The organism is Nannocystis punicea (assembly GCF_026965555.1).
In the GTDB taxonomy this organism is placed as follows: Bacteria; Myxococcota_A; Polyangia; order Nannocystales; family Nannocystaceae; genus Nannocystis; species Nannocystis punicea.
Window position 1 is genome coordinate 4114507 of record NZ_CP114040.1, and the last position, 15272, is coordinate 4129778.

12 protein-coding genes are annotated in these 15272 nt (G+C 72.7%); 4 read left to right on the forward strand and 8 right to left on the reverse strand.

What is annotated here, in order from left to right:
- Nucleotides 1–42: 42 nt before the first annotated feature.
- Both O0S08_RS15820 and O0S08_RS15825 read left to right on the forward strand, forming a co-directional pair.
- Entirely contained in the window at nucleotides 43–1314 is a 1272-nt protein-coding gene (locus tag O0S08_RS15820; RefSeq protein WP_269041847.1) for a BamA/TamA family outer membrane protein, read from the forward strand.
- Between the two features lie 193 nt (nucleotides 1315–1507).
- Nucleotides 1508–2596, forward strand: coding sequence for a PAS domain-containing protein (locus O0S08_RS15825; RefSeq protein WP_269039979.1), 1089 nt, complete (start codon nucleotides 1508–1510; stop codon nucleotides 2594–2596).
- A 205-nt stretch (nucleotides 2597–2801) separates the two neighbouring features.
- On the opposite strand, the gene O0S08_RS15830 is transcribed toward O0S08_RS15825, so the two are convergent.
- The 8 genes from O0S08_RS15830 to dacB form a co-directional block, all read right to left on the reverse strand.
- On the reverse strand, nucleotides 2802–3551 hold the full coding sequence (locus O0S08_RS15830; RefSeq protein WP_269039980.1) for a hypothetical protein: 750 nt from the start codon (nucleotides 3549–3551) through the stop codon (nucleotides 2802–2804).
- Nucleotides 3552–3660: 109 nt separating this feature from the next.
- On the reverse strand, nucleotides 3661–4386 hold the full coding sequence (locus O0S08_RS15835) for a hypothetical protein (protein ID WP_269039981.1): 726 nt from the start codon (nucleotides 4384–4386) through the stop codon (nucleotides 3661–3663).
- A gap of 198 nt (nucleotides 4387–4584) precedes the next feature.
- Nucleotides 4585–6492: a sensor histidine kinase gene (locus O0S08_RS15840; protein ID WP_269039982.1), complete on the reverse strand. Its 1908-nt coding sequence runs from the start codon at nucleotides 6490–6492 to the stop codon at nucleotides 4585–4587.
- Nucleotides 6489–7184, reverse strand: coding sequence for a response regulator transcription factor (locus O0S08_RS15845; protein ID WP_269039983.1), 696 nt, complete (start codon nucleotides 7182–7184; stop codon nucleotides 6489–6491). Before O0S08_RS15845 ends, O0S08_RS15840 begins: the two co-directional genes overlap by 4 nt.
- Before the next feature lie 370 nt (nucleotides 7185–7554).
- Nucleotides 7555–8616 carry a diacylglycerol/lipid kinase family protein gene (locus O0S08_RS15850; RefSeq protein ID WP_269039984.1) on the reverse strand — a complete coding sequence of 354 codons (1062 nt, stop codon included), beginning with the start codon at nucleotides 8614–8616 and terminating at the stop codon, nucleotides 7555–7557.
- Between the two features lie 473 nt (nucleotides 8617–9089).
- Nucleotides 9090–9659 (reverse strand): HEAT repeat domain-containing protein, encoded by a 570-nt coding sequence (locus O0S08_RS15855; protein WP_269039985.1) that lies wholly within the window; start codon nucleotides 9657–9659, stop codon nucleotides 9090–9092.
- Nucleotides 9660–9707: 48 nt separating this feature from the next.
- The gene (locus O0S08_RS15860) at nucleotides 9708–10772 is read right to left on the reverse strand and encodes a DUF2167 domain-containing protein (RefSeq protein ID WP_269039986.1); all 1065 of its coding nucleotides are present in this window, start codon (nucleotides 10770–10772) and stop codon (nucleotides 9708–9710) included.
- A gap of 39 nt (nucleotides 10773–10811) precedes the next feature.
- Complete coding sequence (gene dacB / locus O0S08_RS15865) at nucleotides 10812–12302, reverse strand: D-alanyl-D-alanine carboxypeptidase/D-alanyl-D-alanine endopeptidase (protein WP_269039987.1); 1491 nt, start codon at nucleotides 12300–12302, stop codon at nucleotides 10812–10814.
- A gap of 161 nt (nucleotides 12303–12463) precedes the next feature.
- Here dacB and O0S08_RS15870 point away from each other — a divergent pair, with 161 nt between their 5' ends.
- Together O0S08_RS15870 and O0S08_RS15875 are read left to right on the forward strand one after the other, a co-directional pair.
- The gene (locus tag O0S08_RS15870) at nucleotides 12464–14677 is read left to right on the forward strand and encodes an MYXO-CTERM sorting domain-containing protein (protein WP_269039988.1); all 2214 of its coding nucleotides are present in this window, start codon (nucleotides 12464–12466) and stop codon (nucleotides 14675–14677) included.
- A gap of 4 nt (nucleotides 14678–14681) precedes the next feature.
- On the forward strand, nucleotides 14682–15269 hold the full coding sequence (locus tag O0S08_RS15875) for a hypothetical protein (protein WP_269039989.1): 588 nt from the start codon (nucleotides 14682–14684) through the stop codon (nucleotides 15267–15269).
- Nucleotides 15270–15272: the final 3 nt, after the last annotated feature.

The window sequence follows — 15272 nt, forward strand, 5'->3', positions numbered from 1 at the left end:
ACGCCGGCGACGCCTCCGGGCGTTCCGCAGGAGCCGTCCTTGGTGCCGGGCGCGACGCCGGCGACGCCGCCGGGCGTGCCGGAAGGGCCGAAGCTGCCGCCCAGCACGCCGCTGGCGGTTCAGGTCGAGCAGGGCCCGCCGGTGCCCGAGCTGCCGGAGGCGAGCGTGCCGGTCACGCCGCCCGCAGGTCGACGCTTCCGCAAGCGGACCCGTCGTCAGCGCGACAATCGCCACCGACTGCTGCCGCTGCCGCACCTCAGCTCGCAGCCGGCCACCGGCCTGACTCTCGGCGGCTCGCTCAACTACGCGTACCGCCTGCCCAACGACAACTTCAACCGCGTGTACGGCCTCGCGTGGTCGCGCGTGTCGACCAAGCTGGTGCAGGACCACATCCTCAGCGCCCGCATGCGCGACATGCTGGGCCGGCGCGAGATCTTCAACTTCGGCTTCTGGGCCTCGCTCGACCCCGTCTATCCGTTCTACGGGGTCAACAACCACGGCACGATCACGCCGGCGGAGCTGACGTCGCCCTACAACCTGGTCCGCATGGACAACTGGGGCGGGTGGTTCACCTTCGAACACCCGCTGTACACCGTCGAGCGCCCGGGCCGCGCTCCGGGCACGCTGCGCCACTACTCGGGGATCTTCTACTACGTCGACGTGATCCGGGGGTACCCGAACAGTCGACTCGTGGAAGAGCTGCCGAGCGCGGAGGGGACGTGGCGGCGCGGGATCGTCCGCCTCGGCCTGACGTGGGACAGCCGCGACAACGACTGGAGCCCGACCGAGGGCAGCCTCATCGACGTGACGTTCGACGCGGCCGGCAAGTGGACCGGGTCGACGTCGAACTGGGGCCGCTTCCACTCGACGATCCGCCACTACTGGACGCTGGGCCAGTCGAAGGTGGTGCTGGCCCACCGCTTCACGTTCGACACCCTGTGGGGCGAGCCGCCGCTGATGACGCTCGGCGAGTTCGGCGGGCTGTTCCCGATGGACGCCTACGGCGGCGCGTACGTGGGTCGCGGCTTCGGCCGCCGCCGCTTCATCGGCAAGCACAAGGCGACGGCCGCGTTCGAGCTGCGGTTCGCCCCGGTGGAGTTCAAGATCCGCCGCCACACGCTCGGGGTCGGCCTCGAGCTGTTCGTCGAGGCCGGCCTGGTGTCGCAGACGATGGCGGACCTCCTCAAGTACTGGTACGTGTCCGGCGGCCCGGGCCTCCTGCTGATCTGGGACCGCTTCGTGGTGTTCCGCGTCGAGGGCGGTTTCGGCAAGGAGGGCGGGGCGCTCTACCTGCAGAGCGAGCACGCGTTCTGAGGACATGTCCTCAGGGACATGTCAGGAAGAACCTGCTCCGATGCCGGTCCCGGCGCCGCGTGTCGGACGAGGTGCGGCGGCCTGGCGCGCGGTGCTCCCCGGCGCCATGGACGGCCCCGCGCGCGTGAGTCGGCTGCGGCGCCGGTCGGTGGATCGGCAGCGGGGCGGCCGGAGGATGTGGTCCAATGCGGATATGGAACGACGTATCGGGGGCCATCGGGTCCCCTTCGCGGTGGTCGGGCTGGACCTGGAATTGCGGGTCACCGAGTGGAACGAGAGCGCCGAGCAGCTGCTGGGAGCGACGCGCGACGAGGCGATCGGCCGCGAGATCGCGGCGCTGGTGCCGACGCGTGGCGGTGACTGGCGAGCTGTCCTCGAGGACAGCCGAGTCGCGCGCACGACGCTGGCCGACGGGCGCACGATCGAGTGGACGCCCGCGGCGGAGCACGACGACGCGGGCGCGCGGATCGGGGCGGTCTGCTACGGGCGCGAGGTGACGGAGGCGGTGGCGGCGGAGAAGCGGGTGCAGATCGAGCAGGCGGCGCTGGGCGCGTTCGTGAGCCACTTGCCGACGGTGGTCAGCGTGTTCGACCGCGACGGCAACTACATGCTGCTCGAGGGCAAGGGGCTCGAGTCGATCGGCCTCACGCGCAATCAGTTCGTCGGTCAGAGCGCCTACGCGATCTACGGGGAGTCGGACTCGTCCGAGTTCATCCGCCGCGGCCTGGCCGGCGAGATCATGCCGATGACCGTGCTCGAGGGGTTCGAGAAGATCTGGGAGAACTGGCACATCCCGCTCCCTCTGGGCGGCGACGCGGGCCTGGTGACGATCTCGCTCGAGGTCACGGCCACCCGCATGCGCGAGCGGGAGCTGCTCGAGAAGATCGAGCTGATCGAGCGCCAGCAGCGGGTCATCCGCGAGCTGTCGACGCCGATCATCGAGGTGTGGGAGGGCGTGCTGGCGCTGCCGATCATCGGCCTGGTCGACAGCGTGCGCACGGCGGAGATCATGGACAGCCTGCTGCAGCACGTGTCCCGCATGCGCGCTCGCCATGCGATCCTCGACATGACGGGGATCGAGGTGGTCGACACGTCGACCGCGAACCACTTGATCGCGATGATCCGCGCGATCCGCCTGCTCGGCGCGGAGGGGGTGATCACCGGCATCAACCCCGGCATCGCCCAGACGATCGTCACCCTCGGCGTCGACCTGCGCGGGATCCACGTGTTCGCCACCCTGCGCGAGGCGCTGAAGCACTGCATCGGCGCGGCGAAGGCGTGAGCGCGAGGGGGCGCGGTCCGACTTGCCCGCACAGCGGGGCCGCGGGGCGTCGCGGCCGTGCTGGCGCGAATGAACCGAAGGACATGTCCTCGGGTACAGCTTTCTGAGCAGGGCGGAGCCCTCGGGAGGCCGCGGCGGAGGCCGGACGCGCGTCGGCCCGCGGGGCAGGGCGCCGCGGGCCGAGCTGGCGGGCGAGGAGCCGCGCTCAGAAGCGGTAGTTGAGGCCGAGGCCGCCGCCGTCGAAGCGGGGCATCGGCTGGACGGCGAGGCCGGACTTGCCGAGCGGGATGCCGGCGAGGCCGCGCTCCCACCGCTTGAAGCGGGAGTAGCGGACGGCGCCGACGAGGCCCATGGCGAAGGTGGCGATCTGGATGCCGGAGACGAGGAACAGGCCGAAGGTCTCGCGCGCGCTGTCGGAGTTCTGCGAGGCCAGCATCGGGCCGATGAACGGGACCATCAGCGCCTTGCCCATCTCGCGGCAGTCGTACTTGGTGCGGTTGCAGCCGCCGTGGCCGTCGTGGCTCATGGCGCCGGCCCAGGCGGTGAGCAAGTAGGTGGTGCCGAACATCGAGAAGCCGGCGATCATGAGGCCGAGGCCGCGCTTGGGCGGCGGGGGCGGACGCCGCGGAGCCACGGGCGGGGCCGGCGGCGGGGCGACGATCACCGTGGTGGTGGTCGGGCCGCGCAGCGAGGGGTCGTTGTACGGTTGCACCGTCGGCGCGGTGACGACCACGGCCTCGGTCACCACCGGCTCCGGCGGGGCCGGCGGCGCCTCGGGCACCGGGACGGCCTCGACGATCACCTCGTGCGTGCCGGCCGGGGCGTAACCCGCCGGGACGTCACCGTCCGCGTGCAGCTTGAGGAGGTAGGGGCTGGCGGCGGCGGTGTTCGGGACCAGCGGGAGGCCGACGAGGCTGACGGCGGCGGTGAGGGCGGCGATGCGTGACGTGAACATGAGGACAGGTCCTTGCGTTCAGGTGACCGTTTGCGAGGGGTGGGCCGCGGAGCGTGGTGAAGACGCAGAGCGTGGCGAGGACGCGGAGCAGAAGACGCGGAGCGTGAGGTCAGAAGCGGGCGCCGAGGGTGAGGGTGCCGCCGTCGAGGAAGCGGGTGGGGGCGACGCCGAGGCGCAGCTTGTTGCCGAGCTTGAGGCCGTCGACGCCGACGTAGCGCGGCTCGCGGCCGTCGCGGACGAACTGGACGGTGCCGATGATGCCCATGGTGAGGCCGGCGATCTGGACCAGCGCCGGGAAGGCCATCAGGACCTTCGGCGTGATCGCGTCGGTCTCGATGTACGGGATGGCCATGAACGGGCCGATCGCGGGGATCAGGCTGAAGGCCGCGGCGTTCTTGCAGTTGGGGTTGCGGGTCAGGTTGCAGGTGTCGTGGACGATGGCCGCGACGAAGGCGGTCGCCAGGTACGACGAGCCGAACATGACCCAGCCGCCGATCATCAAGCCCTTGCGGCGCTTGCGGGGCATCGGCGGAGGCGGCGCGTAGCCGACGGTGGGGGTGGTGCCGGGGTCGGCGTAGGGCTGCGGGCCCTCGGCGACCGGGGCGGCCGCGGCGGGGTCGGCGTAGGGCTGGGGCGCGGCGACGGGGGCCGGCGCGGCGGGGGCCGGAGCGGCCGGCGCGGGGCCGGTCTCGACGGTGACGGTCGTCTCCGTCGGCTGGACGTTGGAACGAAGGGACAGGTTCGCAGGGACATGTCCCCAAGGACTGGCGAAGACCTCGGGGCAGGCGAGCGTGACGGCGAGAGCGGCGGCGAGCGGGGCGGCGCGGCGGATCATGCTGAGCTCCTCAATGGGGGCGAGCGTGCATTAGTTTGCCCCCGGCACCTGGCCTCAGCAAGACGCGTACTTCCGCCCGACGCCGAGGGGCCGGCCGCAAGTCTGCGAGATTGTTCGAGGCCGGCCGGCTGCGCGCGGCGACGGGCGGCCGCGGTGTGGCGAGACGCAGCGCCGCCGCGGCGTGGCGCGACGCGACGATCAGGTGGCCGCGGCCGGGGCGGGGGTGAGCGGGAAGCGGACCTGGAGCTCGGCCCCGCCGCCCGGCCGCGCGACCGCCACGGCCTCGCCGCCGTGCCCGCGGGCCAGCTCGCGCACGAGGGCGAGGCCGAGGCCGGTGCCCGGGGTGTGGGCGTCGCGCTCACGGGCGACGCGGTAGAAGCGGTCGAACACGCGGTCGCGGTCGGCCTCGGGGATCCCAGGGCCGCGGTCCTGGACGCGCAGGACCGCGTGGTCGCCCCGGGCTGCGAGCTCCACGCGCAGGCCGGCCGCGCGCGCGTCGGCGGCGTACTTGAGGGCGTTGTCGAGGAGGTTGACGAGGATCTGCTCGACGGCCTGCGGGTCGCTGCGGACGGTCACCGGCTCGTCGGGCAGAGCGAGCTCGACCGGGGGGAAGCCGCGCCGCTCGACGTGACGCGCCTGGTCGTCGACGATGTCGCGGATCTGCGCGGCGAGATCGCCCGGCCGCAGCTGCAGGACGCGCCGGCCCTCCTCGAGCTGGGCGACCGCGAGGACGTTCTCCACCAGGCGGCTCAGTCGCACGCTCTCGTGGGCGAGGTCGTCGTAGAAGACGGGCAGCCGCTCGGACGCGACGAGGCCCTCCTGCAGCATCTCGGCGTGCATCCGCAGGGTGGTCAGCGGGGTCCGCAGCTCGTGCGAGACCGCCGACACGAAGGCGGTCTTCTGCGCCGACAGCTCGTCGGACCGCCGCGCGGCCCGGGCGATGGCGACGATCGCCGCCGCGACCACGCCGCCGAGGCCGAGCAGGACGCCGAGCTGCAGCGCCAGCGAGCCGCCGGGCGGAGGCGCCGGGGCGGGGAAGCAGAACGAGAGGTCGGGCAGGACCTCGTCGTGGACCGGCCGCGCGAGCGCGCAGGAGGCGGTGGCGGCGGACGCGGCGAGCGTCGGGGTGGCCTCCGGCAGGGCGTGGCGGGCGACCAGCGCGGTGAGCCACTCGCCCGCGAGCCGACCGCGGTCGAGCACCGCCCCCTGGACCGAGCCGGCGCCGGCGTGGCTGACGACCCGCTGGAGGACGACGGTCTCGCCGAGCCGCAGGTAGGCCATCGGCGAGTAGTCGAGGCTCGGACCTGACTCTTGGGGAATGTCCTCGACGACATGTTTCTTCGGCAATGTCCTACCGGACCCGTCCGAAGGGACATTGCCCTTGAATGAGGCCGGGCGCTGCTGCTGCTGGATCGCCTCGAACACCGGCTCGGCGCTGGCCTGCTGCGGCGGGGGGGCGCTCTGGGCCTGCTGGCTCTGGATCGCGTCCCAGGTGACGAGGTTGCGGCTGGTCTGCGGCAGGCGGACCTTCTGGGCCCGCTCGGCGGCGAGGGCGTCGCCGCGGCGGGCGTCGGCGAGGTCGCGGTAGGCGGCGTTGCCCATGTCGTTGAGGGCGAGGGTGAGCGACTGGTCGCCGGCCGGGGCGGCGCTGCCGAAGCTGAGGGCGCGCAGCGGGGCGAACTCGGGGCCCGCGACGGTGGCCTCGACGGCGAGGGCGCGCGGCGACCCGCCGGGTTCGAGCGCGTAGGGGGTGCGCACGCGGCCGTCGGGATCGAGCTGGAAGTAGGCGGAGATCCGCGGGTCGTCGGGCTCGCCGGCCAGCGGCGAGAGGGCGACGGCCTCGCCGAGCGCGAGCACCTCGGGCGGGCGGTAGAAGCGGCCGTAGTGCTCGAACGGGCGCGCGTCCTCGCGGCGGCGCAGCTCCTCGAGGCTCTCGCGCACGGCGGCCCGCAGCAGCTCGGCGGCCTGGACCAGCTCGTCCTGGCGCTGCTCGGCGAGCATGGTGCGCTCGCGCAGGCCGGCGAACAGCCAGCCGAGAGCGAGGGCGAGGGTCGGCGCGGCGACCCCGAGGCCGAGGGCGAGGGTGCGGCGGCGGGCGGGGCTCATCGCGCGTCCCAGCGGTAGCCGCGGCCGCGGACGGTGCCGATCCAGTCGTCGCCGCCGGGCAGCTGGCGCAGCTTGCCGCGCAATTGGAGGATGTGGACGTCGACGGTGCGGGTGCGGACTGTGCCGTCGTGGTAGCCCCACACCTGGGTGAGGAGCTCCTCGCGGGTGACGCCGACGCCGGGCCGCGTGCGCAGGAAGTCGAGGATCAGGCCCTCGCGGGCGGTGAGCTCGAGCTGTCCCCCGGGCCAGGTGATGCCGAGGCGGGCGAGGTCGACGAGGACGTCGCCGACGCGGAACGACTGACTGGCAGGCGCCGGCCGGGCGCGGCGGAGCAGGCCGCGCGCGCGGGCGAGGAGCTCGCGGATCCCGAACGGCTTGGTGACGTAGTCGTCGGCCCCGGCGTCGAGGCCGGCGACGATGTCGGCCTCGGCCCCGCGCGCGGTGAGGACGAGGACCGGCACGAGGTCGCCGCGGGCCCGGGTCTGCCGCAGGACGCCGAGGCCGTCGACGCCCGGCAGCATGATGTCGAGGAGGACCAGGTCGAACTCGGCGCAGGCGAGCCGCGCGAGCGCGGCGTGGCCGTCCTCGGCGACCTCGAGGTTGTAGCCCTGCGAGCGGAACAGCTCGACGAGGCCGTGACGGATCGCCGGCTCGTCCTCGACGATCAAGATCCGCGGGGCAGGCTCGGTCACGCCGAGGATCGTGGCACAGATCGCGGCGGCGTCGGTAAGAGGTCGGTAAAAGCTCGCGGGCGGGGAGCAGAGGGGCCCTCCGGCGAGCTCGGTGGGGGCGCGGGCGCACAAAGGGGCGACGCGCGCCTCACCGCGGTCGCGGTGGCAGGTTCGGCCGAGGTGCGGGTGGGATGTCCGCGGGGACAGGTGATCGGGGCGCGGGAGGGATGTCCGCGGGGACAGGTGAGCGGGGCGTGGGAGGGATGTCCGCGGGGACAGGCGGAGAGCATGCCGCGGACGGGTGACATGACCTTTGGGACATGTCACTCGATCGTCGTCGCGACGAACCCCGGCGGCCCGAGGGGAAGCCGGGGTCCGCGGCGGGGCGCGATCAGTTGGAGGCGAAGGTGGGCAGCTCGACGCGGGGGCCGAGGGTGAGCTCGACGTGGCCGAGGCCGTGGAACTGCTCGCCGTCGATCACGGGGTTCAGGGCCTCGCCGTCCTCGGCGGTGATCCGCACGCGGCGGGCCTTGTCGTCGTAGACCTTGCGGCCGAGGATCGGGGTGCCGAGGACGATGTTGGGGACGTTGGCGACGACGCCGATCGGGGTGGTGTCGAGCGCCTGGAAGTGGAGCACGCCGCCCTCGCGGGCGTGGCGGAAGCAGCGGACGACGCCGGCGAGGTTGATGTCGATCGCGCCGACCTGCATCGAGGCGAAGCTGGCGAACGGGAGCTCGCGGCCGTCGACCTCGACCCGGGCGCGCGTGGGCCGGAAGAAGTCGGTGGCGTAGCTGCGCATCTCGTCGGGGATGAAGCGCTGCAGCGGCGGGGCGAGGTTGCTGGCGAGGGTGCTGACCAGGGCGCCGCCGGCCGCGGCGCCGATGACCCCGGCGATGGCGAGGGCGCCGCGCTCCTTGGGCAGGGCGTAGAAGCGGTCGAAGAACGCCTGGGCGACGCCGCCGAGCGCGGCGGCCAGGCCGACGCGCTCGAACGCGGGCGCCTGCGGGCTGTCCGAAAGTTCCTGTCCGATCGGCCTGCCGACGATCTTGCAGGTGTCGATCGTGACGGTGGGGATCGGCTCGCCGCGCTCGAGCCGGCCGACCAGGCGGCGGACGATCGAATCGGCGTCGCCCTTGAGCCCGGCCTTGCGGGCGACGAAGTCGACGGTGCCGCCGTTGGTGGGGACGACGATCGGGAGGCGGGCCGCGCCGGTCTGCTGGGCGTCGGCGTGGAGGGTGTTGAGGACCCAGTGGAGGGTGCCGTCGCCGCCGTCGCACACGAAGTAGCGGCAGCCGGCCTCACGCAGGTTACGAATTGCCCGCGGGAGTTCGTCGAGGCGGCGGGTCTCGACGACCGCGCCGTAACGGCCGACGGCCTGCTCGAGGGCGCGCCGACGCTGCGGCCGGCGGTAGTTCTTCTTCGAGTTGGGGTTGGTGATGATGCCGACGTCCATTGCGACCCCGAAGTGCCGAGGGATGACGATACGCGCCCCGATCGGGAGGGACAAATTCTGACGCAGGCTTGCTGAGCACGCCGTCCTGCATGACGCAGGCGGTGTGCAATCGAATGCGCAGTGCGTCACTCCGACAGCGCGGCGCAGCGGCGGCGGAACATCGATCCCGCGGCGAGATGCTCCGCCGCGTCGAGCGGCTGCGCAGACCGGTGCGCACGGCGATCGCGGCGCTCGTGAGCGAAGGTCGGGCGCCGCCGCGTCCGCAAGCCCGCGGGCCAGGGCCGATCCCCCCGAGCGAGCGCCGCGCGCAGTGACGCGCGCCGACGAACTGCTTTCTCAGGTGTCCCGAAAGTCAGGCACGGAAGCCGGCGGGGGCGGCGCCCGCCGGGCGGCCGAGTCGGGCCTGCCTCCGAGGGCATGCCCTTAAAAACATGTCCCGAGAGACCGATCGAAGCGGACCGCCGTCGCGGTCGTCATGTCGCTGCGCCGGAGAGGTGGCGGCGGAACGCGGCCAGGGCGACGGCGGCCCGCTCGCGCACCGCGAGGTCCGGGTCGTCGTTGGCCATCGCTTCCAGCAGCGGCAGGAACTCCGGCCAGGTCGGATACGCGGCGGCGTTGAGCGCCTTGCTCCGCAGCGACGGCTCTTCGTCGGCCAGCAGCCGGGACAGATGGTCGAACACGCGGGGCTCGAACGAGGGCGGCGCGAGCACGCCGAGCGAGGCGATCACCGGGAAGGCCCGCGCCGCGCGCGGGTCCACGGCCAGGGCGGCGAGGAGCGTCGCCAGCGACAGGCCGTCGAGCTCGTCGATCGCCCCGGCGGCCAGGCTCGCCTCCTCCGCGCCGTCGACGACGAGGTAGGCGATGCTCAAGAAGCGATCGTCGAGCCGGTGCAGCCGCGTGGCCCCGTCGCGGCTGGCCCAGATGACCTCCTCGGGGTTGGCGTCGCTCTCGGGGATCTTGTCGTAGAAGACGAGGCCGCGGTCGGCCGCGAAGCAGGCGACCTTCCACTGGGTGAAGCGATCCTCGATGACGATGCGCTGCATGGTGCGGCTATCCCGAAGGACATGCTCTCAGGGACATGTCCCGAGAGGCTAGTCCTTCTTGCGCGTGAACCAGGCGCGGATGCCGGCGAACAGGCCGACGATGGCGAGGACGATGAACTTGCCGCCCTTGGCGAGGAGGGCGAACAGGCCGGCCTTGGCGGCCAGCTTGCCGGCGATCAGGCCGCCGATGCCGTAGGCGGCGACGGTGTCGATGTCGGGGTTGAAGTCGCTGTAGCGGTTGCCGTCGTCGAACTCGACCAGGCCGTAGATCTTCTCCATCTCGGGGCGGATGTCGGCCAGCTGGCTCATGCCGGACACCGCGTTGAGCTCGAGCACGCCCTTGCGGCCGAGCACGCGCACCGCGTAGTTGAGCGAGTTCTCGCCGCCCTCGTCGCCGCCCAGCTCCTTGGCCCAGTAGAGGCTGTGGCGCGCCTGGTCGTAGTGCGGCGGCTCGGCCCAGCCGACCAGGTGCATCGCGGGGAAGCCCATGGCCTTGCGCGACTCGTTCTCCTTCTCGGTCGCCTCCTTCATCTGCGCCAGCAGCTCGTCGTAGTCGATGCCGGCGGCGTCGGCGTCGTCGACGTGGCCCTCCTCGACGTAGGAGACGACGACGCCCCAGCCGCGCGGGTCGGCCGGGCTCAGCTTGGCCGGGACGATCATGCCGAGCGGCTGCTCGCCGGGCGGGTTGTGCCACGCCTCCTCGATCACGCGCCGGGCGTCGGCCGGGCCGAGGAAGCGGTAGTCCTGGCCGAGGTGCAGGGTGGCCAGGCCGTCGCCGACCTTGATGTCACCTGTCTGATAGGTCAGCTTGCCGTCGAACTCGGCGGTCATGAGGGTCGCCAGGCCCTCGGCGATCATCTTCTCGTCGTCGCTGAGCGCCTCGCCGCGATCCATCTTGCCGGCCAGCGCCTGCAGGCCGGCCTCGTCGAGCTGCGCCAGCTTCTCCTGCTGCTGCGGGCTGAGGGCGTCCCAGCCCGGCGGCGGGGCCTCGGCCTGCGCGGCCGCGTCGGCCTGCGGGGGCGCGGCGCTGTTGCCGTCCTCGAACACTGTGGCGCGGGCGGTGAGCGGGGCGCCGGCGAGGAGCGCTCCGAGGACGAGGGCGACGTGCTTCATCGCCGCAGGCTAGCACCGGGCTCAGGCGGACGATAGTAGTCAGGGCCGGGCCGCGACGGTGCCGGCGAGCAGCTCTGCGATCTGGTTCTGGAGATCGCGCGCTTGCGAGGCGGCGAACACGTCGAGGTCGTTGAAGAGGATGGCGAAGGCGAGCGGGGGGCGGCCGACCGCGCCGGCGTAGCCCGAGAGCGTGGAGACGCCGTCCAGGGAGCCGGTCTTGGCGCGCACGAACCGGGCGGCCCGGCCCTCCTGCATGCGCGAACGCAGGGTGCCGTCGACGCCGGCGATCGGCAGCGAGGCGAGGAAGTCGGCGCCGTAGCGGAAGTCGCGGTGGACTGCGATCAGCAGCTGCACCAATTGCGCGGCGCTGATCCGGTTGGCGTCGTAGAGGCCGGAGCCGTTGTTGTAGACGAAGCCGTCGACGCCGACGCCGACGCCCGCGAGCCAGGTGCGCACGCGCGCGAGGCCGCCGGCGAAGCTGGCCGGGGTGTGGTCGTCGAGGCTCTTGAGGATGTGCTCGGCGACGTAGTTGTTCGACAGCTTGTTGACGCTGCGGACCAGGACGCTGAGCGGCTCGCTGCGGACCAGAGCCAGGCGCTCGCTGTCCTCGGGGACAGCTTCGAACTTGACCGCGCTGCGCCCGAGGCCGACGCCGCGCTGCTTGAGGACCAGGCGGAACACCTCGCCGGCGTACTCCGAGGGGCGCGCGACCGGGTAGCGGTACTCGGCCGCGGCGGCGTCCTTGCCGATGGCGCCGTCGACGGCGATCTCGACCACGCCGTCGTCGGTGGTGCCGATGGCGAGCTTGAGCTGGTTGCGCGCGCCGGTGGCGGTGGTGGCGGTGTTGCTCTTGAGCTTGAGCGAGGGGACCGGCGGATCGATCGCCACGATCGCCGGGTCGCCCTCGCCGGCGCCGGGGCGGGCGAGGACCACGTAGGTGCCGAAGTTGACGGCAGTGGCCCCGCCCGGGGCGCGGAACGAGGCCAGCTCGTCCTTCTGGTCGAACAGCGGCGGCAGCTCGTCGCGGTCGTAGGCGCTGCTGTCGATCACGAGGCCGCCGGTGACCTTGGTGACGCCGAGGGCCCGCAGGTCGCTGGCCAATTGATAGAGGTCGGCGGTGACGAGCGACGGGTCGCCGCCGCCTTTGAGGTAGATGTCGCCGTCGACGGTGTGGCCCTTGAGCGCGCCCTTCTTGGCGTACACGCGGGTGACGTAGCGGTGCTCGGGGCCGAGGAGCGACAGCGCGGCGGCGGTGGTGACGAGCTTGATGTTGCTGGCCGGGTTGAGGCCGAGGTCGGGGTTCTTCTCGTAGAGGCGGGCGCCGGTGGCCATGTCGACCACGAGCAGACCGATGCGGGCGCGGGCCAGGAATTTGGCCTGCAGCAGGAGGTCGATCTGGCCGGCGAGGTCGGTCGGCGCGGCGGCAGGCGCGGACTCGGGGGCAGGGGCCGCGGCCGAGCTGGGCGGAGCGAGGCAGCACACGCCGAGCGCGGCGGCGATTGCGAGGCGCTGGCCGAACGAGGGGCGCACCCGGCCAGGCTAAGTGATTTGCCGGGGGAACGTCCAATTTGCGTCGCGCCGCGCGCCGTGGCAGGCCCGGCCGGCGCGACCTGGGGTGAGAGGAGGCGGCGGTCTTCGCCGCCGCCCGGCCGGCGATCTTGGGTATGCTGATGACCTCGGCAGGAGCGCTCATGACGGTCGCGCGGAGCTTGCGGTGGTTCGGGTTCGGTTTCGGGCTGTGCGTCGCGTGGCCGCGCGCCTCCGCCGGGCCGACCCCGACGGATCTGGCCGCGGAGGCCCGCGCGCTGCCGATGGCGCTGCGCGACGGGGCGGCCACCGTGGCTCACAAGTCGTACACGCTGCACGGGCTGCCGGTGCGCGGGGCGTTCGCCACGGTGCTGTCCGATAAGACAGGTGAGCGCGAGGTCGCGTCCTCGCGGCCGCTCGCGGGTCCGCAGCTGCGGCCGGAGGAGGCGCGGCTGGGGGCCGCGGAGGCGGAGGCGATCGCGGCGGCCCACGCGAGCGCGGAGGGGCCGGAGGAGCCGGGCACTCTGGTCTACAAGCTGATCCTCGGCGAGCCGGTGCTGGCTTACGAGGTCGAGCTGCCGCTGCAGTGGGACCCGGAGCCGAGCAAGAAGACGATCTGGGTGTCGGCCAGCTCGGGCATCGTCCTCGACGAGTGGGAGCACGTGCGGTCGTCGCGGGCGCGGGTGTTCAAGACCAACCCGGCGTCGACGCCGGTGCCGGTCGAGGTCGAGCTGGCGGGGATCCACGCGACCGGGCCGGGGCAGCCGCTCGAGGGCGACCGGATCCGCTCGTTCAACTGCACGCTCGAAGCGCCGCCCGAGGACCAGATCCAGCCGTGGTGGGCCGAGGGCAAGTGCTACGCGCTCCACCGCGCGATGTCCGACGACAACGGCGATTTCTTCCTGCCGCTGCCCGACGTCATCTTCCCGGAAGACAACGCCGACGACGACGACCTCTACGCCGAGCTGTCGATGTACTACCACGCCGAGCGCTTCATCGACGAGATGGCGCGCTTCGGCGTCGACGCGTTCAAGTGCGAGCTGTCGACGATGCTCGCCAACTACCGCACGACCGAGCTGTCGACGGCCTACCCGGACCTCGACTACACGCCGCTCAACAACGCCTACTGGACCAACACCTGCGACCCGGAGAAGGGGCCGACGATGATCTTCGGCCAGGGCGCGGCGGTCGACTTCGGCTACGACGGCGACGTGGTCTACCACGAGCTCGGCCACGGGATGGTGTCGCTACTGACGCCGAACGGGCTCGGCGACCGCACGCTGCGCAGCGACGGGGTGCTCAACGACGCCGGCGGGCTCAACGAGGCGATCGCCGACTACTTCTCGGTGATCCTCACCAACGAGCCGCTGCTCGGCGACTACGTGGCCCGCTTCTGGCCGGGCTACGGCAACGCGATCCGCAACGCCGAGAACACCAAGCGCTGCCCCGACAACACCGTCGGCCAGGTGCACAACGACGGCGAGCCGTTCATGGGCGCGATGTGGGCGGCCCGCAAGCGGATCGGCCGCGAGAAGATGGACCCGGTGGTGTTCGAGCTGCTGCCGCGCCTGCCGAGCGACGCGGACCTCGAGACGGCGAGCCTCGCGGTGCTCGAGATCGCCGAGGAGGCGCTGGCGCGCGGCGAGTGGACCGAGAGCGACGTCGATCAGCTGGTCCGCGGCTTCGACGCGCGCGGGCTGTACGACTGCCCGCGCGTGCACGTCGACCCGGACAAGGTCGCGGCCGGGGCGTCGCTGTACCTGCGCGGGAAGACGACCGCGGTGACGCCGTTCTTCCCGGGGCCGATGCAGCTGCGCCACGAGGTGCCGCAGGGCAGCGACAACGTGATCGTGCGCTTCCGCCTCGGCGGCGACGCGGGGCCGCCCGGCAACCCGGCCGGGGTGGTGGTGCTGCTCAAGCGGGCCGACGAGCCGATCGCGTTCGAGTACACGCTGACGGCGGTCGACAAGAACCCCGACGGCTCGAACAAGGGCTCGGTGCGCGAGGTGATCCAGGTGACCGGCGACTGGGACCACCAGCTGGTGGCCAGCCGCCTCGGCGAGTCCGACAACCAGCTGGTGCTGCGCGGGTTCCGGCCCGGCGAGGTGGTCCACGTGGCGCTGGCCAACCTGACCTCCGGCGAGCAGGTCGCCAGCGGGACGTCGATCGTCAGCGTGCCGCCCGAGTTCCTCGACGAGGGCACGGTCACGGTCGACGTCGGGCCGCCGGAGGAGGTGACCGACGGGCAGGGCGTCGACGCGTCGGAGGTCCACACCTCCGAGCCGGAGGCGAGCTGCGCCTGCCGCAGCGAGGGCGCCCCGGCGCCGCTGGCCCTGCTGGCGCTGCTCGGGCTGCGGCGCGCGCGGAGGCGGCGCTAGCGACATGGCTGGCCTTCGGGACAGGTTGTCGACGGCCTGGAACACGCTCCTGCCGCTGGCGCTGGCGCTGCTGATCGTCGGGCCGTCGCTGCCGAACGCGGCGCTCGGCGAGGTGCCGTCGACGCTGGCGCAGTGGCAGAAGAAGATCAGCGTGGTCCAGACCTGGAACATGTACGCGCCCGACCCGACCCGCGCGCACACGTACCTCGCGGTCTACGCCGAGTTCCAGGACGGCCGCCGCGAGGCGCTGGTCGAGGCCGAGCAGGCGCAGAGCGGCTGGGGCACGACGTGGGCGTGGCGCAAGACGCGGGTCGACATCTGGCGCTACTACGCGGTGCTGAACCCCGACAAGCCCAACAACAACCGCCTGTGGTACCTGCGCTCGCTGTGCGTCCGCGAGGCCCTGGCCCGCGAGGAGCCGCCGCGCAAGATCGTGGCCGAGCGGGTCCGCCGGCGCTTCACCCCGCCCGACCGGGTGCTGGCCGGCAAACCAGGGCTCGGGCCGGTCGACCGCAAGCCGCTGGCGACCGTCGACTGCAAGACCTGGCCGGTGCGCGACATGCTGGCAGACGCGCGGGCGCGACATGGCTGAGGC

Bases quoted from the DNA above. Each gene is read 5' to 3' on its own strand.
- O0S08_RS15850 (WP_269039984.1), bottom strand. From the start codon at position 8,616: ATGGACGTCGGCATCATCACCAACCCCAACTCGAAGAAGAACTACCGC.
- O0S08_RS15825 (WP_269039979.1), top strand. From the start codon at position 1,508: ATGGAACGACGTATCGGGGGCCATCGGGTCCCCTTCGCGGTGGTCGGG.
- O0S08_RS15860 (WP_269039986.1), bottom strand. From the start codon at position 10,772: ATGAAGCACGTCGCCCTCGTCCTCGGAGCGCTCCTCGCCGGCGCCCCG.
- O0S08_RS15840 (WP_269039982.1), bottom strand. From the start codon at position 6,492: ATGAGCCCCGCCCGCCGCCGCACCCTCGCCCTCGGCCTCGGGGTCGCC.
- O0S08_RS15835 (WP_269039981.1), bottom strand. From the start codon at position 4,386: ATGATCCGCCGCGCCGCCCCGCTCGCCGCCGCTCTCGCCGTCACGCTC.
- O0S08_RS15870 (WP_269039988.1), top strand. From the start codon at position 12,464: ATGACGGTCGCGCGGAGCTTGCGGTGGTTCGGGTTCGGTTTCGGGCTG.
- O0S08_RS15830 (WP_269039980.1), bottom strand. From the start codon at position 3,551: ATGTTCACGTCACGCATCGCCGCCCTCACCGCCGCCGTCAGCCTCGTC.
- O0S08_RS15875 (WP_269039989.1), top strand. From the start codon at position 14,682: ATGGCTGGCCTTCGGGACAGGTTGTCGACGGCCTGGAACACGCTCCTG.
- O0S08_RS15855 (WP_269039985.1), bottom strand. From the start codon at position 9,659: ATGCAGCGCATCGTCATCGAGGATCGCTTCACCCAGTGGAAGGTCGCC.